The sequence below is a fragment of the Methanocorpusculum vombati genome, assembly GCF_026891935.1.
GTDB lineage: Archaea > Halobacteriota > Methanomicrobia > Methanomicrobiales > Methanocorpusculaceae > Methanocorpusculum > Methanocorpusculum vombati.
In genome coordinates, this window is the sequence record NZ_JAPTGC010000005.1 from 85684 (window position 1) to 105707 (window position 20024).

The 20024-nt window shown below is 53.3% G+C and carries 21 protein-coding genes; 11 read left to right on the forward strand and 10 right to left on the reverse strand.

Features of this window, described 5'->3' with window-relative positions:
* Nucleotides 1-241: 241 nt before the first annotated feature.
* A complete protein-coding gene (locus O0S09_RS04730) occupies nt 242-1078 on the forward strand; it encodes a PHP domain-containing protein (RefSeq protein ID WP_268922817.1) in 837 nt (278 codons plus the stop codon).
* Between the two features lie 46 nt (nt 1079-1124).
* Here the strand turns inward: O0S09_RS04730 and O0S09_RS04735 are convergent, their stop codons facing one another.
* The 3 genes from O0S09_RS04735 to O0S09_RS04745 all read right to left on the reverse strand — a co-directional run bounded on the left by O0S09_RS04735 (nt 1125) and on the right by O0S09_RS04745 (nt 2932).
* Nucleotides 1125-1508, reverse strand: coding sequence for a desulfoferrodoxin (locus O0S09_RS04735; RefSeq protein ID WP_268922818.1), 384 nt, complete (start codon nt 1506-1508; stop codon nt 1125-1127).
* Nucleotides 1509-1585: 77 nt separating this feature from the next.
* A complete protein-coding gene (locus O0S09_RS04740; RefSeq protein WP_268922819.1) occupies nt 1586-2770 on the reverse strand; it encodes an FprA family A-type flavoprotein in 1185 nt (394 codons plus the stop codon).
* 6 nt (nt 2771-2776) lie between these two features.
* Nucleotides 2777-2932 carry a rubredoxin gene (locus tag O0S09_RS04745; protein WP_268922820.1) on the reverse strand — a complete coding sequence of 52 codons (156 nt, stop codon included), beginning with the start codon at nt 2930-2932 and terminating at the stop codon, nt 2777-2779.
* 145 nt (nt 2933-3077) lie between these two features.
* Here O0S09_RS04745 and O0S09_RS04750 point away from each other — a divergent pair, with 145 nt between their 5' ends.
* Together O0S09_RS04750 and O0S09_RS04755 are read left to right on the forward strand one after the other, a co-directional pair.
* Nucleotides 3078-4283 carry an MFS transporter gene (locus tag O0S09_RS04750; RefSeq protein WP_268922821.1) on the forward strand — a complete coding sequence of 402 codons (1206 nt, stop codon included), beginning with the start codon at nt 3078-3080 and terminating at the stop codon, nt 4281-4283.
* Between the two features lie 619 nt (nt 4284-4902).
* Nucleotides 4903-5778 carry an archaellin/type IV pilin N-terminal domain-containing protein gene (locus O0S09_RS04755; RefSeq protein WP_268922822.1) on the forward strand — a complete coding sequence of 292 codons (876 nt, stop codon included), beginning with the start codon at nt 4903-4905 and terminating at the stop codon, nt 5776-5778.
* A gap of 386 nt (nt 5779-6164) precedes the next feature.
* On the opposite strand, the gene thiC is transcribed toward O0S09_RS04755, so the two are convergent.
* Nucleotides 6165-7430 (reverse strand): phosphomethylpyrimidine synthase ThiC, encoded by a 1266-nt coding sequence (gene thiC / locus O0S09_RS04760; protein WP_268922823.1) that lies wholly within the window; start codon nt 7428-7430, stop codon nt 6165-6167.
* Nucleotides 7431-7468: 38 nt separating this feature from the next.
* On the opposite strand from thiC, the gene O0S09_RS04765 reads away from it, so the two are divergent.
* Together O0S09_RS04765 and O0S09_RS04770 are read left to right on the forward strand one after the other, a co-directional pair.
* Nucleotides 7469-8071, forward strand: a complete 603-nt coding sequence (locus O0S09_RS04765; protein ID WP_268922824.1) for an MBL fold metallo-hydrolase — start codon at nt 7469-7471, stop codon at nt 8069-8071.
* Nucleotides 8064-8504, forward strand: coding sequence for a GIY-YIG nuclease family protein (locus O0S09_RS04770; RefSeq protein WP_268922825.1), 441 nt, complete (start codon nt 8064-8066; stop codon nt 8502-8504). The genes O0S09_RS04765 and O0S09_RS04770 overlap by 8 nt, the downstream gene beginning before the upstream one ends.
* Here the strand turns inward: O0S09_RS04770 and O0S09_RS04775 are convergent.
* Genes O0S09_RS04775 through def form a run of 4 tightly spaced genes read right to left on the reverse strand, consistent with a single transcriptional unit; the run spans nt 8501 to nt 10642 of the window.
* Nucleotides 8501-8851 carry a HepT-like ribonuclease domain-containing protein gene (locus O0S09_RS04775; RefSeq protein WP_268922826.1) on the reverse strand — a complete coding sequence of 117 codons (351 nt, stop codon included), beginning with the start codon at nt 8849-8851 and terminating at the stop codon, nt 8501-8503. The two genes, O0S09_RS04770 and O0S09_RS04775, sit on opposite strands and share 4 nt — an antisense overlap.
* A complete protein-coding gene (locus O0S09_RS04780) occupies nt 8848-9156 on the reverse strand; it encodes a nucleotidyltransferase family protein (RefSeq protein ID WP_268922827.1) in 309 nt (102 codons plus the stop codon). Before O0S09_RS04780 ends, O0S09_RS04775 begins: the two co-directional genes overlap by 4 nt.
* A gap of 50 nt (nt 9157-9206) precedes the next feature.
* Nucleotides 9207-10139 (reverse strand): methionyl-tRNA formyltransferase, encoded by a 933-nt coding sequence (gene fmt / locus O0S09_RS04785; RefSeq protein ID WP_268922828.1) that lies wholly within the window; start codon nt 10137-10139, stop codon nt 9207-9209.
* On the reverse strand, nt 10136-10642 hold the full coding sequence (def, locus tag O0S09_RS04790; RefSeq protein ID WP_268922829.1) for a peptide deformylase: 507 nt from the start codon (nt 10640-10642) through the stop codon (nt 10136-10138). The genes fmt and def overlap by 4 nt, the downstream gene beginning before the upstream one ends.
* Before the next feature lie 272 nt (nt 10643-10914).
* Here def and O0S09_RS04795 point away from each other — a divergent pair, with 272 nt between their 5' ends.
* From O0S09_RS04795 to O0S09_RS04810, 4 genes are all read left to right on the forward strand, one after another.
* Entirely contained in the window at nt 10915-12612 is a 1698-nt protein-coding gene (locus tag O0S09_RS04795; protein WP_268922830.1) for a hypothetical protein, read from the forward strand.
* A gap of 496 nt (nt 12613-13108) precedes the next feature.
* Nucleotides 13109-14962, forward strand: coding sequence for a GmrSD restriction endonuclease domain-containing protein (locus tag O0S09_RS04800; protein WP_268922831.1), 1854 nt, complete (start codon nt 13109-13111; stop codon nt 14960-14962).
* 92 nt (nt 14963-15054) lie between these two features.
* Nucleotides 15055-15219 carry a nucleotidyltransferase family protein gene (locus O0S09_RS04805; protein WP_268922832.1) on the forward strand — a complete coding sequence of 55 codons (165 nt, stop codon included), beginning with the start codon at nt 15055-15057 and terminating at the stop codon, nt 15217-15219.
* A 13-nt stretch (nt 15220-15232) separates the two neighbouring features.
* Entirely contained in the window at nt 15233-15484 is a 252-nt protein-coding gene (locus O0S09_RS04810; protein ID WP_268922833.1) for a nucleotidyltransferase family protein, read from the forward strand.
* Here O0S09_RS04810 and O0S09_RS10000 read toward each other — a convergent pair.
* A complete protein-coding gene (locus tag O0S09_RS10000) occupies nt 15371-15643 on the reverse strand; it encodes a type II toxin-antitoxin system YafQ family toxin (protein WP_342765832.1) in 273 nt (90 codons plus the stop codon). The genes O0S09_RS04810 and O0S09_RS10000 overlap by 114 nt on opposite strands.
* Before the next feature lie 3 nt (nt 15644-15646).
* Nucleotides 15647-15922, reverse strand: a complete 276-nt coding sequence (locus O0S09_RS04815; protein ID WP_268922834.1) for a type II toxin-antitoxin system RelB/DinJ family antitoxin — start codon at nt 15920-15922, stop codon at nt 15647-15649.
* Nucleotides 15923-16061: 139 nt separating this feature from the next.
* Between O0S09_RS04815 and O0S09_RS04820 the strand changes: the two genes are divergently transcribed.
* Nucleotides 16062-16703 (forward strand): HAD family hydrolase, encoded by a 642-nt coding sequence (locus O0S09_RS04820; RefSeq protein WP_268922835.1) that lies wholly within the window; start codon nt 16062-16064, stop codon nt 16701-16703.
* An 89-nt stretch (nt 16704-16792) separates the two neighbouring features.
* Entirely contained in the window at nt 16793-19987 is a 3195-nt protein-coding gene (gene ileS, locus O0S09_RS04825) for an isoleucine--tRNA ligase (RefSeq protein ID WP_268922836.1), read from the forward strand.
* Nucleotides 19988-20024 lie beyond the last annotated feature (37 nt).

A 20024-nucleotide genomic window follows, 5' to 3' on the forward strand; every position in this document is an offset into this window, starting at 1 on the left:
TATTTTTCTGCCACGTTCATCTCCTGATCGATCATTCTCTGCATCTGTTCATCGCATATGGTCTTTCCAAGTGCAACAGCCTCCTCACCGGTGATACCCCAAGTTTTTCTCCAATTTCCTGATGAAATGCCGTATGATTGTCAACGATGTACACGGAGTGCAGGTTCCATATCTATTGCGGTCTCCCCTTCGTCAGGATAAATTACTTTTTCTTCCTCGCCCGCCAACCTACTCAGTAACCATGCCCGGGACCGTTCAGCACTCCGCCTCCTGTCCGGTACAATGGACCGGCGGCAGTGCATTCGACATGCACGTCCACACGAACCACTCGGACGGACTCGTCCGTGTCCCGGAACTGTTTGCCCATCTTCACCGCCGCGGCCTTCGTGCCGCAGTCACCGACCACAACACCATTGCAGGTGTTCGCGAAGCATACGAACGCGAAGACGCGGCCAGCATCATCATTCCCGGCATCGAAGTGTCCGCCAGTGACGGCCCGCATCTTCTGATCTACTTCGACACCCCCCGCGACCTTTCCTCCTATTATGAGACCTCCATCAGAGGCCATCAGGGGGCATGCCCCCACATGGCAACCGATCTGTCAACGGAAACAATCGTCACCGCCGCAAACGAAAACGGCGGTCTTGTCATCGCCGCACACCCGTACGGTTACGCCATGCTGGTCCGCGGCGTTCTCAAGGCAATCGAGGTTGGGATGCTTTCACCGGAGATACTGGACAATATCGACGGCCTTGAAGTCATCTGCGGCGGTCTGTCGCACGCCCTCAACATCCGTGCCGAAACCTACGCCGCAGAACACAACTTCTGCATGACCGGCGGCTCCGACGCCCATACACTCCGCGAAGTAGGCCGGGCGGTTACCACCTCCGCAGATCCGCTGACCCCCGCAGAGTTCCTCGAAGCCGTCCGGCATCAGAAAACCGATGTCGTCGGCTGTGAGCGAGGTCCCGCAGATAACCTCCTCATGGGGACCCAGGTCATGACAAAATACGTTCCCTATCTCCCCTCAGGACTTGCCGTCCACATCCGGCAGGGAAAGATGCGGCTGCGGAAATAACAATAAAAAAAGTGTCAGGGCAGAACTGCCCAAGATATTGAAGAAATTATTCTGTCTTGGACCACAGACCGTGCTTGTTACAGTACTCGCAGGCCTTGACCGCTTTTGCCGGAGTCTTGATAACGATTTCCGGTTTTTCTCCGGGTGCAAGGAACTTTTCATGCACCACGCCGTCATCCGTTTTGAGGGCAACCCAGGTAATGTAGTGTTCGGCTTCCATCGGGTGGGCAACCGAACCGACCGCAACCTTGTATCCGCCGTCAACTTTTGTCACAACCGGAACATGCTTTTCCTGTGCCGCATCGGTGGTGTTCTCCACCAGCTTGTGCATTGCCTCGCCGCAGCAGACAAGTTCGCCCGCACCTTTTCCGATGACTCTGACGGTGTTTCCGCAGATGTTGCACTTGTAGATTTCACTAACTTCTGTCATGACAGATATGTTCGCGCAAGAACAATATATATTTGAGGATAGCGGTAATTCACGAAAAAAAGAAATGGAAATGGAATTTACAGCGCCGTATGGCGCTGTTCAATAACCTCAGCCATTCCATGAATAGCTTGAATAGCCTCTTCATCGGGAAGACCCTTGATGTAAACCGGATCAAGCATCTCTGCACCGAGCGGTGCAAGCATCTCTCCAAGATAATTGACGGCATTCGTACCCCAGCCGTAGGAACCGATCACACCGAGATGCCGGACCTTCGGGCGCAGCGCACGAATAAGGTAGGCGGCATTCACCGCAACCGGGTGCGGACCGAAAAGAACTGTCGGGGTTGCCAGAATAATCGTTGCCGCATCCACGATGGCACTGCCGAGAACACCGGTATCCGTTTCCAGGAGGTTGTACTGCTGGACCGGCACCCCCCGCTGAACGAGATCGTCCACGAGGAACTTGGTCATCAGCTCCGTACTTCCGTGCATCGATACATAGGCTACGATGACAAGATTTTTCGGCGTATCCCCGGACCACTCGCGATAGAGATCCACGATCTTCGCCGGCATCTTCAATACCGGACCGTGACTCGGTCCGATGATCTTTGGAGCAATCTCGTCAATGAGTTTCAGGTGATCCTGCACCGAGGATCGGAACGGCATCATGATTGCGGCGTAGTACCGTTTTGCTGCCTCAAGATAATCGGGACTTTCATCGTCCTGATAGAGCGTCGGAGCGGCGTAATGGGTGCCGAGGAAGTCGGTCGTAAAGAGAATTTTATCTTCCACGACTTCGGTGAACATCGTGTCCGGCCAGTGAACCCAGGGGGCGAGATAGAACTTCAGCGTCTTATCACCCAGGGAAAGGGTTTCCCGGTCGCTGATGGTTATGAATCTGTCCTCAACCTCTTCGAGATGATGCATTGCCAGTAAGAGACCTTTGCAGGTTTCGTTGGTAACGATCTTTGCACTTGGATACACCTCAAGAAGCAGCGGCAGAAGACCGGAATGGTCCTGTTCTGCATGATCGATGACGATGTAGTCAAGCGAGTGCTGCTCGAGGCGCATGAGGTTGGTGATGAAGTCTGCTTCGTCGTTTGGTTTGCAGGTGTCAATCAGTGCGGTTTTTTCGCTGCCTTTCACGAGGTAGGAGTTGTAACTGCTTCCTCGCGGGGTCGGCATTATAGCGTCAAAATACCGGAGATCCCAGTCAATCGTTCCGACGGAGTAAATCCGTTCACATATCTCACGCGCTGCCATTGGCGGTTACACCTTTTTGAACTGGCTTTTGGGTGCGCCGCAGACCGGGCATTTCCAGGTGTCGGGGAGGTCTTCAAAGGCGGTTCCTGCTGGGTGCATGATGCCTGCACCTTTTTCGGGATCATATACGTATCCGCAGATTACACAACGATATTTGTCCATTTTGATTTTCCTTCCTTGTAATAAGGCATAATACTATTGGAAAGGCTCATTTATATTTTGTTGGGATGTGACACTTGGATGGGTATTTTTTCCGGGTTGGTCCCCCGAACCACTTTATAGTGATACTGCCAAACAGTGCAAGGGTATGGAGAAAGAGAACGCAGCCCAAAAGATTCGCGGTGTTATCTGCGGGCATTTTCTGATAGATATCTATACGCCGGTGCTGTCGCTGATTCTGCCGCTGCTGATTGCACAGATGAATCTTTCCTACTTCCTTGCGGGTCTCATTGTCACGGTGTTCAATGTGACTTCGTCGGTTTCCCAGCCGTTCATTGGTCTGTACGGAGATAAAACCGGATGGAGGGCGAGTATCCCGCTATGTCTGGTAATCGGGAGTGTTGGTGTCAGTCTGACCGCAGTTACGGGCAATTATCTCCTTCTCCTCTTCCTTGCAGCCGGAGCCGCAGTCGGTCATGCCCTGTTTCATCCGGCGGCAATGAGCGTCATGTACTCTCTGAGTCCGCCGGCGAAACGCGGTCTCTACAATTCAATTTTCACCACGAGCGGGAGTATCGGGTATGCGATCGGTCCGGTTCTGGCTGGTATTCTGATCACCGTCGGCGGTCTTCCGGCGGTTACCTGGCTGGTGATTCCGGGTATTGTGGGTGCGACGTGGATGTACCGGAACAACCGGAAGTGTCGTTCCGTTCCGGCGGCGGAAAGAAAGCCGGTACTCCAAACACCTGCCGGTACTGTGGTAAAGAGAAAGTACTGGTGGGTTCCGGCAGGTCTTGTGGTCTCCGTCTGTTCGCTGCGTGCCTGGGCGTATATCGGCATTATTACTTATCTGCCGACGCTGCTGGTTCTCGGTCATCATGATTTTGATACGTTCACCACGTCGGTTATCGTGACCGTCATGCTGTTCTTCGGGGTGGCCGGGCAGGTTGCGGGCGGGTATCTCTCGGACAGGTTCGGGAGAAAAGAGATGCTTGTTCTTGGTCTTGCGTGTGCAATCCCGTTCTTTGCCCTGATATTCTCTACGAATGAGCTGCTGATGTATCTGGGCGTGATGATGTATGCGTTCTTCGCTTCGTCCTGTTATGTCATGTCGGTGACAATGACGCAGGATCTTCTTCCCGGCAATGTCGGTTTTGCGTCAGGGCTTACTCTCGGTTTTTCTCTGGGTGTGGGAGGTCTCGGGGCGGCGGTCATCGGCTGGGCGGCGGATGTGATGGGGTCTCTGTCTGCGGCACTGTATCTTCTGATCATCCCGACGATTCTCTGTCCGGTTCTGGCACTGCTGATCAGGTATCCGCTCAAAAGTCTGGCCCGGAAAGGATCTCCTGTGTAATTTTTTTGTGCGGGATTTTGCGGGAGGTATTTTTCCGGAACGCGTTTCTTTATTTCATCCTGCCAGACTCCTCACTCACTCGCCTACATTTTTCAGAAAAAAAAAACGTTCCGGAAAAATATCTACTAAATCCTTTCGCGGCATGAGATTTTTTTCTGAGGGAATTGTGTATTCAGTGCATTCCGTGATTATTTCAAACAAAACCGCACTCACCACTCACCCGTACACAATTTCTTCAGAAAAGAGAACCGACGAATTATTTTCATGATATCACCGCGGGATGTCCGCCGGTATTGAATCCTTTCAGGATAGGATTGCACGAAATATAAAGTTGTGGCGTGGCAGAAAAAACCACAAAAATCAGTCTTCCTCCCTTTGCATGACATTCTGGCTTGTGAACGGCGTTATTTTTCTGAGAAACTTTTTTTGGATATCCCATTTCGGGAAAAAAATATTTTTTGGAAGGATATAACCGGAGAAAAATTGTGCCTCTCATTGAAAGAAAAAATTTGAAAATATTTTTCAGAAAAATTATTTTTTGAAAATTTTCATCGGTGATGATGCAGCCCTCTCCTGATAGGAAATATATCATTGGAAATACCCGTAGGAGTTGGTCCGTATGAATAGGAATAATGAGGATAATGCTGTATCCCCGGCGATTGCGACGATTTTAATTGTTCTGATGACGGTGATTGCGGCGGCTGCAGCGGCGGTGGTGGTAATGGGAATGGCCGATACCCAGCCGGATTATGTGGTCGGGCTTATCGTGAAGGCGGCGCCTGCGGGTTCGGATGCAGTGGTTACGCTCTATGGCAGCAGGGATATTCCGGGTCTGGTGCGGCTTGAGGTGATCGATGCAGGGTCTTCGTCCGGTGCGTTCGTGGAAGCCTGGAACGGTGCGGCAGGTACGGCGCCGGTCGGGGTGCCGCTCACCGCCAAAGGAGTGGCCCGGCCCGCGGAGGAGATGCCGTCGTATGCGACGAATGTGTGGGTGAAAGGAACGTTTGCGGACGGAACGGATCAGGTGCTGCTGATGCAGGCGGTGACGTTTACGAATGCGGAGCCTGCGGGCAGTGATGACGGGGATGAGGATGCGGGGCCGGGATACACGATAAACGCCCAAGAGTGGAGTGAGTATTATAATGCTAACAAATGGAGTATCTCTCTTCCAAAAGATACATTATTGCAATTTCATGACGGGTATGTGTTTGTAACTTCTCAATACTCTTATGATCCACATTGGCTAAATGTTGATGATATAAACACGTTGAATGCACAAGACTTCCTTCAGAAATCTTTGGGAACTCATAGTGGATTCGTATTGGATTTGTCTGAGGAAAAGATCAGTAATGCACAGGAAGTAGATAGTCTCCCATCATCACCTTCTGATGAGGTTGGGACTTTAGTCAAATATGGTGACAAATTGTATGCGAAAGTAAGGTTTGATGCGGGGAATAAGAATGATTGGGTCGTGGTTGGAACAAAAACCACCTGACCCATTTTTACAAAACATCAAACCGTACAGCAGATGTATGACGACTCCCCAAAACACACCCGCCTCGTTAAGCGTATGCGGTGCGACTCACGCATCTGCCCGTGAGATTCTGCACCGCAGCCATGGAGAGAACAGAACAGCACGACAGTTCTGTGCACGGCCAAATAATGAGCGGGCTGAATGAAAAAAAAACGCAGATGCACCTGACGGCACGGAGTCGCAAGCTCGTAGGGAGGAGCGAAACAAGGCCGAAGGACGTGCAATGCGAAAACGACGTTCAGAAAATGCGATGTGAACTCCTGAAAGGAGAAACGAAGCAGGCTGAAGGCATGCGGTGAGCGAAGCACGCGTCGCAAAACAACGCATCTGCCTGCTCCCCTAAAAAATCAGATCCTCTTCTCAAGCGCCTTCTCAACGATCTTAATCGCACACAGATCGCCGCACATCGAACAGGTCTCGCAGTCCCCGTCGCGGTCATGCACCGCACGGGCATGATCCCCGAACAGCGCAAGCGCATACTGTGCCTCCCAGTCCAGCGTCCGGCGTGCCTCCGCCATCGCCGCCTGCCGGGGCAGCTCCGCCTCGCGTCTGCGGGACAGATCACCCACGTGCGCCGCAACCTTCGCAACCCGCGTCCCCTCAATAATATCCCGCGTATCCGGAAGCGCCAGATGTTCCGCAGGAGAAACCATGCACAGAAAATCCGCGCCCGCCGCCGCCGCCGCCGCCCCGCCGATAGCACCCGTAATATGATCGTAGCCGGGCGCAATATCCGAAACAAGCGGGCCGAGAAGATAGAGCGGCGCAAAATCCGTAATCTCCTTAATCATCTTCACATTATAGGAAATCTCAGTATAATCCATGTGACCGGGCCCCTCGATCATCCGCTGCACACCTTTCGCATGCGCAACGCGGGCAAGTTTTCCGAGCGTCAGATACTCCTGCGACTTCGCAAGTTTCCCTGAATCCACATACGCTCCGGGACGCATGCCGTCACCAAGAGACAGTGCAATCTCATACTCATCCAGAATCTCCAGCAGGTAGTCATACTCCGCATACAGCGGGTTCTCCTCGCCGGACGCAAGCATCATTGCCGTATGAAACGACCCGCCCCGGGACACCACGCCCATCACCCGAGGATCAAGCCGGAGTGTTTCCACAACCTCCCGATTCACCCCGCAGTGCAGTGTCATGAAATCCACGCCCTGTTCCGCCTGTTCGCGGATAACCTTGAACAGCAGATCCGCGGTGAGATCGATAACATTTCCGGCACGCCGCACCGCTTCATAAATCGGCACCGTCCCGACCGGAATCGCCAGTTTCAGAATCTCGCGCCGCATCGCCGCAAGATCGCCGCCCGTGGACAGGTCCATGATCGCATCCGCACCGTTTGCGATTGCGGCAGCTGCTTTTTCCATCTCCATCGCAGGATCGCACCGCTGACCGGACGTTCCGATATTCACATTGACCTTGACCTTCGTTCCCTCGCCGATTGCACACGGCGTATAATCCCGTTTCGCATTCTTCAGCAGAATTGTTCTGCCGGCGGCAATGGATCGGCCAAGCGCCTCAGGCGTCATCCCTTCGGCCTTCGCCGTCCCGGCAAGACCGGCCACATCGCCTGTCTGGCAGTCGCGGAGTATTGAGTGCATTCGATTATATCATTTGTCCTCACAACTCATTATACTGTATGCGTGAACCTATCCGCTGGCTGAAAGAGATCAGCTGGCGTGCAAACTCCTACGTCTGCGGGAACATTCTCGTCGATGCCTCCCAGCCGGTAACCGCGGTTGCCCCCTACAAAGATCAGATCGAGGTAATCGTTCTCACCCACGGCCACTTTGATCACATGGCAAACCTCCGTGCCCTCGCAGACCTTTGCGAAGCATCCGTCTGCATCGGGGAAGGCGACCTCGCCTTCCTTTCCGACGACGCCCTCTCCCTCGCCGGTCATTTCGGCGAACACTCGCCCGGAGTTCCCGCCGCACCGCTCGCGGACGGCGATCACCTCGGTGAGTTCGTGGTCATCCACACGCCCGGTCATACGCGGGGAAGCATCTGCCTCTACCGCGAAGAAGACGGCGCTCTGATTGCCGGAGACACCCTCTTCCCGCACGGTTCGTTCGGCAGAACCGACCTGCCGACCGGCAGCCACGCCGACCTCGTTGCATCCATCAACCGTCTTGCCGGGCTCCGCATCGACTCGTTGTGGTGCGGTCATGACATGCCTGTTCCGTCCGGTGCAATGCGGGACGTGCTCCTCTCTCAGGCGGAAGTACCAAAGTATGGATAAAGGCGTCTACTGCCTGCTGCTGGAATGCACGGAGCCGCAGACGATCCGGATCGGGGCATTGGGTGAACGGGAGTTCGTTCCCGGCTGGTATCTGTATGCCGGATCAGCTCTCGGCAGCGGCGGCCTTTCCCGCGTGAGCCGTCATATCCGGTTTTACCGTGAACAGTACCGCAAGGCCAAGTGGCACATTGATTATTTTATGGCGGCACAAGCCGTCCGGCTCCGCAAAGTGGTCTGTGCAAAAACGGAAGCTGACCTTGAATGCGTGCTTGCCGCAGCCATCGGGGGAGCCGGAATCGCTGCGTTCGGCTGTTCGGACTGCGACTGTGCGACACATCTGTTTTACCGGAAAACAATGCCGGAGGCCGAAGTCCTGGCCGCGTTTACTGCGGCGGGGCTGTGCGGGCAGGTGCATGAGGTGGACGGGAGTTAGTCCCAGCCTTTTTCCGCCAGAATTCTGTTGATGCAAACTTTCAGTGGCACAATATCATTCCGGAGCACATTCCAGACAAGTTCCCAGTTCACCTCAAAATATCCATGCGTAAGCCGGTCACGCATCCCGGCAACATGGTGCCAGGGAATTTGGGTACAGCGGTCTTTTGTTTCCGTTGACAGTTTTTTACTTGCCTCTCCAATGATCTCCAGCGACTTCTGCACAACATGCTGGATTACTTTATCAGAGTCAAGTCTTTCGTAACTCAGATCATGGGTATTCTCTTCAAGAAATGTTATTTCGTCTCTGATATGCAGAAGATACACCCGGTCTGATCCCTCCTTCATACATACACCGCCTCGGCAATCACTTCATCACGAATGTAGGGGCTCAGTGCCCGTGCTGCGACCAGATCAACCTTTCTTCCCAAACGTTCCTCAAGAAAATCTCCAAGACCCACCAGATGGGCGAGCGTTGCCTCTCCGGGACGAAACTCATACAAAATATCCACATCAGAATCAGGAGTATCCTCACCCCGTGAGACGGAACCAAATATTGCAAGCGTCTGAATGCCGAACTGCTCCCGTATTTCCGGCAGATACTCTTCAAGTTTGGCGAGGACATCCTCCCGGATACTTGTGTACTCCGTCATGTGTCTGTAGTTAGTATAGTATCGTAAAAAAGTATAGAGTTTGCGGGAGTTTATCCCAGCCGGTCGCCGACCGCCAGATAATGCCCGTTCACCAGCTCAAACCCCGGCATCTCCCGTTTCCCCTCCGGCTTCGCCGACAGAATACACACCGCCCCTGCCCCCGTCATCACGACCGGCCCCTTCTTCTTTATCACATCCACCACCTCACCCGGCTGTCCTGCATACCCCGCAGACACCCGCCCGCTCCGGTACACCAGCAGCCGTTTCCCGTCCGGCAGTCTCGTATTCGCACACGGCGCAGGCGACAGACCCCGGATACGGTTGTGCACCATTCCTGCCGGAAGTGTCCAGTCAATCACACACTCCTCCTTCGTAATCGAGGGAGCAAACGTCGCAGATGCCCCATCCTGCGGAACCGCACACACCCCGCCGCACGCGATCAAATCCAGTGCATCCATCAGCGCCTCCGCACCGAGAACCGCCAGCCGGTCATGCAGTTCGCCGAACGTCTCATCCTCCCCCACCGCAAGCGACCGCGACAGAATCACATCGCCCGCATCCAGCTCCGGCGTAATATACATAATCGACACCCCCGCATCCGCATCACCGTTCAGCACCGCATACTGCATCGGTGCCGCCCCGCGATAGCGGGGCAAAAGCGACCCGTGAATATTGATCGTCTTATGGCGCGGCAGATTAATGATGTCTTCCGGGATCATCATCCCGAACGCCACCACCACACCCACATCCGGCGCAAGAGCCGCAAGCTCTACTGCGAGAGACGGATCCTTCATCGACTCCGGCTGAAAGACCGGAACCTCATGCGCCAGCGCCCACTCCTTTACCGGCGAAAACGCGATCTTATTCCCCCGCCGGTTTGGTTTGTCCACGCGGGTCACCACGCCCACAATCTCATGACGGCCCGCAACTGCTTCCAGCGCCGGAACCGCATAGGCCGGTGTTCCCATAAACAGCACCCTCATTGCGTCTCCTCCCGCGCTGCTGCCTCCGCCGCTAGCCGGTCCAGATCACGTGACACCAGTTTGCGGGCAATCGGGGCGATACGGTCCACGAACAACACACCGTCAAGGTGATCAAACTCGTGCTGAAACACCCGTGCGGGGTAATCCTTCAGCTCCTCCTCGACCGTATCGCCTGTCTCGGTCTGATACCGCACGGTGATTCGTCTGGGCCGCCGGACTCTCTTGTGAATGCCCGGAACCGAAAGACATCCCTCCTCCATTTCCGCCGTGGAGTTGCCGGAAGCGAGAATCTCCGGATTGATTACTTTGCGGACTTTGTCACCTGCATCCATCACAAAAAACCGCCGGGACACCCCGATCTGCGGGGCGGCAAGACCGACGCCGCGACTCTCCCGCATGAACGGCACCATCTCGTCCAGGAGACTGCACAGCTCGGGAGTGACGGACTCAACCGGCGCAGCAACGTCTGCAAGGACCTTTTCTCCGTAAATATAGACCCGCATAGTACAGTACTCTTCGACGGCGGACTACATCAATCTGCGTTTTTTCCCAGATCCGCGGACAAAAGTGACATTTATTATCCCACCGATCCCTGTAGTATGCAAGGGGGTTCCCTTCACCAAGATTCGTGCGCCGTCGTTCCCCCCATAATGAATAGACCGCGTGCGGAAAAACCAACCAGTGTATCCCGGGAAGTATCCCGTCCTTCGTCCGCCAGCAGAATCGAAGCGGACACCTTCACGAACCCCCGCTCACCCTACCTCAAGGTGATAGCATGACAAAAAGTGAAAACTTCACCCCCCTAAATACGGAATCCGATCTCGACCTCGCCGGATTCCTGACCCCGATCGAATCCGTCCCGAACACTGATGCGGCCTCTGCCTCCTCCCCTTCCTCCGGTCCGCAGCTGTTTCCGGCGGTGTTTTTTGTACATGAAAAGATTACTGACTCGGTGCAGCAGGTGCATCTCGCCCTCGTCCGGCTGAACGCGGTTTCGCCGCAGGGGCCGGTTATTTTCCGGCAGGACGGCCGTCTTGTCCGGGTTATCCGAACCGAAGACGACGGCTATGCCGTCGTCCCCCTTGACCGCAACCGGCTGCGGCTGGCACTTTCCGAGGCAGGAACCTGGAGACGGTTCATGAAAGAGGATATCACCGAGCCGGACAATGGCCTGCTGGATGCAGCGGTTGCGGCGCCGCCCGACCGCTACCGGAAGATTCCGGTGCTTGCCGGTCTCTACTCCGGGGTGCTCCTCCGCCCGGACGGGACGGTTGCCTGCACTGCCGGGTTTGACGCGGCAACAGGATTTTTCCTGACGAAGACCTATGCCGTTCCTCCGGTGCCGGAGCATCCGACCGAGGAGGATGTCAGGTTTGTCCGCGAACTGTTTGCCGATATCTTCGATGAGTTTCTGTTTGCCACAGAAACGGATTTCGCGAATGCAGTTGCCGGGCTGATGACGGCATTTCTCCGCCCGACACTTTCCGGTCCTGTTCCCATCTGGGCGATTGATAAGAATACGCCGCGGGCGGGCGGCACGCTGCTTGCGCAGGTGACAGGCGCTCTTGCGTACGGGGAGCCGCCGCTGCTGTATGCGGCGAGCCGCCGGCGTGATGAGATGGAGAAGGTGGTGCGGATGGCGCTGCGGGAGCAGGGCCGGTTTGTGCTGCTGGATAATGTTGCGCCGGGTGCGGACTGGACGCCGGAGGTGCTGCTGTCGGCGACCTCCGGGTCGGGACGGGTGCTGTCCCGGAATATGGGAACGTTCTCGTCGTTTGTGAGTAAGGCTCCGGCGTTCTTTGTGGTGAACGGGGTACATCTGGATATCCGGGCGGATGTGACGGGCCGGATGTTTCTGGTACGGCTGTCTGCACCGAAGGCGTGGCAGGAGATGCGGTTCCGCCGGACGAAGACGGAGCTGCTGGATCTGGCAGCGGCGATGCATCCGCAGGCGGTGTGGGGTGCTGCGGTGCTGCTGCGGTTCTGGCAGCAGGCGGGCGAACCGGAGTTCCGGCTCGCGTCCGGGAATCTGTCGGAGTTTCCGGAGTGGCTGCGGGTGGTGGGCGGTACGCTTGCGTATGCGGGCTGGACGGAGGTTCTGGCAAATCAGGGCGAGATGCAGACGCAGGAGAATGCGGCGGATACGGAGGGGGCAGAGCTGGTGACGGCGCTTCATGCGGTGTTTGGGGAGGAGCGGTTTTCGGCGAAGGCTCTGCTGAAGGTGCTGGTTACGGAAGGGGCGGCCCGGAAACGCGGTGAGGGGGTTGACGGGCTGCTGAATTATGCAGATGAGGGAATGATTCGGGCGGCGGTTGCGGGTACGCTGTCTTCGGTAAAGGTGGGGATGTGGCTGAAGGGGTTTGTGGGGACACGGTTCGCGGGGGCGGAGTGGTATGTGGAGAAGATAGAACAGCGAAAAGGAAACCATCGGGTGTATGCCCTGGTTCCTGTGGAGAGTCAGGCAACTCTGTGAGAGGTTCTGCCAACCTCCCGCCAACCTATTTTTCTCAGATTGTTGTTTATTTTTTATTTCAGACCGTTTGCTTGCTTCACGCCAACCTGCCAACCTTTTGGATGATCCGTCTCGATTTCTTTGGGTTTGCCGGAAGGGATCTGTTTTGTGTTTTTGGTAGAGTGGTGGGGATCACACATTCGGTTGGCAGGTTGGCGTGAACGTTTGTCTGGGGTTGGATTTCGTATTGGCGGGGCTATTGCGGGTTATCAGGTTGGCACGGGGTTTACCTGTACATTTCTGCATTTTTGTATCACTTAACGATTGTAGTGCGAAAAAATTGTTTTCAGATCTTGCGTTATTGAAATGGATCATGTGTTTATTTTCCGATTTTCTTTGTTCCATTCAGATTAACCTACATTGGAGTCTCTGCAATACACTTTCAGTGTTGGGTGGTAGATATGCCTTCATATTAATCGTTAGATATTATTAAATAAGTCTGTGACTATTCTTCTATATGGAAAAGGAAAATCTAGCTTATTCGGAATCTTTAAGGGATATTGTTAAAGGAATAGATGAAGATCAGTTGCTTTTTCCAGAATTTCAAAGGGATTTCGTTTGGGATTTTGATAAGACATTAGATCTTTTTGACTCGTTTGTGCGCAAGATATTTGTAGGAACGGTGATCTATGGCAGACCATCACAACCAATTACTATTCGTGACATTGATATTCGTCCAAGAAAGTCAAAAGGTAAAAGACGCGTTCCATTAAACGTAAGAGAACTTACCAATGAGGTGATACGGACGACTCAACCCCGTCTTGTCCTTGATGGACAACAGAGGATTACATCAATTTACAGGGCACTCAAGGGAATAGATACGGTCTGGTTTGTTGCCAAAAATCCATGTGAGATACCTCTCTCCCCATATCAAGAGGCCGAATTTTGGACATCCGATCTTTTTAATGTGTTAAGAGACGATCTCAAAAATGATAAAATTAATTTGGAACTCCTCCTATACACATTTTCCAAAGAAGAAGATCAGGATCACTTATCTATCAAGTTAGAGGATGCTTATACAATTAATTGTGATAATCTGCGTGATGATGAAGTCCGACCCAACTATTTTGAGAAATTAGGATATTTTAAAGATATATTGTGTAACAGTGATGAGTGTTGTCAGAATACATATTTCAACTTATATCGTCTTTTGGATAAGCGGATAGATGAAGAGTTGCTAAGTGGATCTAAACTGGTATCTCATTTCCTTTTGGACATGAGTACAGAAAAATTTGCTATGTTCTTTGAACGAAGTAATAGTCGGGGTATGCACCTAAATTTCATTGATATTCTCATTGCAAAACATTACACACATTTTAATATAAAGGATAAAATTACCAATCGCGGAATTGCCGGGGATGGCAGGTCTTACAAACTTAATCTCGAAACGATTGTCCGTGCAATTGCCTTTATTTCCAGTAAGGAGAAGGGAAAGGGTATTCATGTTGATAAGAACTACATCTTAGGACAGCTGGATCACAGCGATCTTTCAAATAACTGGGATAATGTTGTCCAGTTATATGATGATACGATAAGTTACTTGGGATCCAATAAATACATCCTTGAGAAGGACTGGATACCGTATGAAAACATGATAATCCCTATGATGATGTTCTTGAATAATATTAAAAATAAGAAATTTGGTCAAATGACACATTCTCAGAGGGAATTCTTGGATTATTGGTATTGGTCTGCTGCCATTTCAAAACGATACTCTGGTGGTGGTACTAATGAAATAATTATTCTTGATTCTGAACAGCTGATTCATGTTGCAATGAATGAGCCAATTACTGCTCATAATTATTTCAAACAGTTAGATCCCCAGAAACTTATCAAGGAACCTGCGGATCTCATAGATATACCTGCGAAAAGTAATTCTCCTGTGTATAAAGCCGTGATATCTCTCATGGTGAAATCCATCGGTGGTGTCCCTAGTTGGATGAGTGGTTCATGTACTTGTGAGGCCATGGACTCACATCACATCTTCCCCAAAGAATATCTTGATAAAATGGGTGTTGATGATATGTTAAAAGAGAGTCTTGTTAACCGTGTTTTAATCTCAAAAACGGACAATATTAAATTTGGAAAAAAAGCCCCATCCCAATACCTTCAACCTCTCAGTGCTTCAAATCCTAGTTTAAAGGATATATTAGAGATGAATCTTATCCCTGGTGACATCATTGACGGTGAATATGATTCTAAATATGATGATTTCTTAAATATTCGTGCAGAAAAAATGTATGCTCTTCTTAAAAAGATGGTGTTTGATAAATCTGAATCTATCTCAAAAAAGCATCTTGTTAAAAAATAATTCTCTCCCCCGCAATTTTTTTAATCGTACTGCCATAACCATCATTATCTCCCGCACCCAAAAAGTAGTATATCCAAAACCCGGTGATACCCATGACCCCCGAGTACCAGACAATCCGGCCCTTCGTTCTGCAAACTCTCTCTCGTGAGATGCGTACCTTGCAGGACATCTATGGCGTTGCCACCATTGGCGTCTTTGGCTCGGTCATCCGGGAAGAGGATACCCCGGAAAGTGATGTGGATATCCTTGTAACATAATCGTCGTGGGTATGTGACGATGCAGAACGTCATGGCGCTCACCCGGTATCTGGAGGAACTCTTTGGCCGCAACGTGGATCTGGTCAGTGAGAAATGGCTGAGTCCCTACCTGCGGCCCTACATTGAGGCGGAGGTTGTGGAAATATGTGTTTCAAAAGAGATCACTGTGGGTGCCGGTTCGGGTCAGCGTAAGGACAAGCATTTTCCCGTCTATGCGGTAGATGAGTATCCAGTCCGGCTGAATGTGGCATTCACGAAAATCTGACCATTCCCCGTTTAGTCCGTGGTCTGCATAGCTCCTCGGTAGTTTTTCTCCTCGTGCAAGTATCTCGATGATACCGGTCAGGAGTGCCATATCATATCCCCGCTTTTGCAGAGCTTTCACATCTTTTTTGAACCTGCTGGTTGCGGTTACTGCGTACATTGGTTAGTCCAGCAGGTCTTTCATGAGGCTGTCTGCATTTTTGTATCGTTTGACGGTCGTGTCGCGGGAAATATTCCGTGCTTCCTGCATTGCCTGCATGGTTTCGTCGTTTGGTGTTTCTATTCTGAGTTCAAAGGGAAATCCATTGCAGCGGACGAGGGAGGCGAGGAAGATGTTGACGGCGTTGGAAAGATTTGTTCCCAGCTCTTTGCAGACGGCTTCCGCTTTGTCTTTTGTTTCGGTGTCGATGCGGATGCTGAGGGAGGAGGTTTTCGGCATGGATTTGTACCTGATATGTATGTTGTTTGTATTGCATTTATAGGTGATCGTGTGGGAATACACCGTGTTCTGGAGAATAAAAATCCGGTACCTGTGCGATGAAATATTCATCACCCGAAGGCGCCTAATCAGTATAGAGATGCCATCCCTCCCGAAAGTCGTCATCTTCGACCTCGACAACACCCTCCACAGCCTGATAGCTGCCCGGCTCACCGCCGTCTCGGTCGTCGCCGCATGGCTGAGCGACGCATCCGGCGATCTCCCGTTCCTCTTCCTCCACAACGACAAACCCTCGATGGTTGAAGACGTCCTTGCCGCCTACCTTGCCGGACAGAACAACCTCTCCGCACTCCCTGTAGCCGCCTGGCTCTATCACACCCTGGAACGCAGCTGCATCACCCCCTTCCCCGGCATCCTGCCCCTCCTTTTCGACCTGCGAACCGCCGATGTCCGTCTCGCCGTCATCACCAACTCCGACCCCGCGGAAGCACACCTGCGGCTGGAACTTCTCGGCATCGCCGGATTCTTTGAAGCGGTCATCACCCCGGACACCTTTGGCATCAAAAAACCCGACCCCGCCGTCTATCAGAAAACCCTTTCCCTCCTCGGCGTAGCTGCTGCGGACGCCGTCATGATCGGCGACCGGCTTGACCGCGACGTAACCCCCGCACGGGAAGCAGGCATACGGGCCGTACATGCCGCGTACGGGACATTTGCGAAAGGAGAGGACGGAGCCGTCCGGAGTCCCGGCGACCTGCGTGACATCCTTTACTTCCCGTAACCTCCTTTTTTCCCTTTGTTCACTCTCTCCCAAATCACTATCTATCATCACCGCCAACATATACAGACACTATCCACGAGGAAAATATTGTGAAAGAAGTCACCGAAAGCTACGTTGCTGCAAACGTAGAATCCAACGTCCGCACATACTGGAACGACCACAACACCTACCGGAAAACCCGGGCGCTCCGCAGTGCAGGCCGCCCCTGGCTCTTTGTGGACGGACCGCCCTACACTACCGGCTACATCCACTTAGGCACCGCCTGGAACAAAATCCTCAAAGACAGCATTCTCCGCTACCACTCCATGACCGGCAAAAACATCGTGGAGCGTGCCGGATACGACATGCACGGTCTCCCCATTGAGGTCAAGGTCGAGGAAAAACTCGGATTCAAGAACAAAGCCGACATCGAAAAACACGGTGTCGCAAAGTTCATCGAAGAATGCCGCGAGTTCGCCCTCACCCACAAGGACTTAATGTCCGATCAGTTCAAAAACCTCGGTGTCTGGATGGACTTTGACGACCCCTACCAGACGGTAGACTCCGGTTACATTGAAGCTGCCTGGTACACCCTCAAACGCTGCGAAGAGGAGAAAATGCTCGAACGCGGCAGCCGTGTCGTCAACTGGTGTCCCCGCTGCGGAACCGCAATTGCCGATGCCGAAGTTGAGTACTGGGACGAAACCGATCCGTCCATCTTCGTCAAGTTCCCGATCGTCGGACGCGACAATGAATACCTCGTCATCTGGACAACCACGCCCTGGACCCTTCCGGCCAACGTTGCCGTTGCGGTCGGCAAAGAGTTCGTCTATGCCCGGGTCCGGGCCGTAAAGGACGGCAAGACCGAAGACCTCTGGATTGCCAAAGACCTCGCCGAACAGATCCTCAAATACGGTAAATATCAGGATTACTCGGTTGTGGAGACCAAAACCGGCGCAGAACTTGCCGGAACAAAATACACCTCCCCGCTGGTTTCCCAGGTGCCCATGCAGGAACAGATCGAGCACCGCGTCGTACTTGCAGACTACGTCGCCATGGAAAACACCGGAATGGTCCACATCGCACCCGGTCACGGCTGGGATGATTATCTGGTGGGTCTTCGTGAGAATCTTCCGATCGTCTGTCCGGTCGACGGCAACGGAAACTTCACCGATGAGGCCGGAATCTTTGCCGGCCTCTACGTCAAGGACGAAGAGACCAACAACAAAGTCATCGAAGCTCTCGGTCCTGCGATGCTTGCGAAGCGCAAGATCACTCACCGGTACGGGCACTGCTGGAGATGCAAGACGCCGATCATCTACCGGGCGACATCGCAGTGGTTCCTGAAGGCGAAGGATGTTCGCGACAAGATGCTTGCCGAGATTGCAAACGAGGTCACGTGGTATCCGGACTGGGCGGGGTCTGCCCGGTTCCATGACTGGATCGAGGAGGCACGCGACTGGTGTATCTCCCGGCAGCGGTACTGGGGTATTCCGATTCCGGTCTGGGTCTGTCCGGTTTGTAACAAGTATCATGTGGTGGGCCGCTACGCAGAACTGGAAGAACTCTCCGGTCAGAAGATGACGGACCCCCACAGGCCGTATGTGGATGACATTACAATTCCCTGCGAATGCGGCGGAACAATGAAGCGGGTGCCGGATATCTTTGACGTCTGGTATGATTCGGGTGTTGCCTCGTGGGCCACGCTCCGGTTCCCGCAGCAGACGGAGGCGTTTGCAAAGGACTGGCCGGCAGAGTTTATTCTGGAAGGGCAGGATCAGACCCGCGGCTGGTTCTATTCGCAGCTTGCCCTTTCGACGATTGCGTTCGGGAAGGCGCCGTACAAGTCCGTGCTGATGCACGGGTTTGCGCTGGATGCAAACGGCAAGAAGATGAGCAAGAGTCTCGGCAATGTGATTGCGCCGGAGGATGTTATTTCCCAGTTCGGAGTGGATGTGCTGCGGCAGTATATTCTGTCGGCGAGTGCGCCGTGGGATGATCTGCGGTTTTCGATGGAGGGCGTGAAGACGACGCACCGTATGTTCAATGTGCTGTGGAATGTGTACCGGTTCCCGCTGCCGTATATGCAGCTGGACGGCTATACGCCTGCGGCGACCGCCGCAGGCGTGTGGGATCCGTCCGTGGTCGAAGACCATCTTGCGGAGTTCGGCAGGGAAGACCGCTGGCTGGTAAGCCGTGTGAATACGCTTGCAGCCCAGGTGACAAAGGAGATGGAGGTCTGCAATCTGCACCGGGCAACCCGGCCGATTGCCACGTTTGTTCTGGATGAGCTGTCACGCTGGTATGTGCAGCTGGTGCGGCCGCGGATGTGGCTTGAGGAGGATTCGGTGTCGAAGAAACAGGCGTATGATACGATGTATTATGTTCTCCGCAGGCTTCTTACGATTCTTGCACCGTTTGCGCCCCATATTACGGAAGAGATGTATCAGAATCTGCGTCTTGCAAATGAGCCGGAGTCTGTTCATATGCAGGACTGGTTTGCCGGGAATGTGCAGCTGATCGATTCTGTTCTGGAGGAGGAGATGGAGATTGTGCAGGAGTTTGATGAGGCAGTGGCGAATGCCCGGCAGAACGGGAAGCGGAAGGGCCGCTGGCCTGTGGGTGAGGTTGTGGTGGCGACAACGTCTCCGGCGGTGGCAAATGCTGTTTCGGTGATGAATGATATGTGCTGCGACCGGGCGAATGCGCGGTCGGTGCGGACGGTTTCCGGTGTCTGGGATCGGGTGGAGTGGACTGCTCTGCCGGTCATGAAGGTTATCGGGAAGCAGTTCGGCCGGGATGGTCCGAAGGTGAAGGCGTTTATTGAGGGGTCGGATGGTACGGTTCTGAAGGCGGCTCTTGCCCGCGAGGGGAAGGTTGTGATTGCGCAGGATGGTTTTTCGGCGGAGCTGACGGAGGAGCATATGGTGTTTGAGGAGCGGATGCCGGAGAATGTGTTTTCGTCGCCGCTTGGTGAGGGAAGTATGGTGTATGTGGATGTTGCGCTGACGCCTGAGCTTGAGTCGGAGGGGTATGCCCGTGAGGTTATCCGCCGGATTCAGGAGATGCGCAAGCAGGCGGGTCTTGCGGTGGATGCGAAGATTGTCTGTGAGGTGGTGGTGATGGATGCCCGTGTGGCGGAGCTGGTTGTTTCCCGTAAGGATCTGATCGCTGATGAGGTGCGGGCGGCAAAGCTGGTTATTTCGGCACTGGCGGACAGTGGTGCGGTTGCTGTGCCGCTGCTTGCAACCGAGTGGGAGGTTGATTCGCTGAAGGTTGCGATCCGAATTGCGCAGGCTGCGTAATTCCTTTTTTTTTGTTTTTGCCGGGTGCGTGATGTAA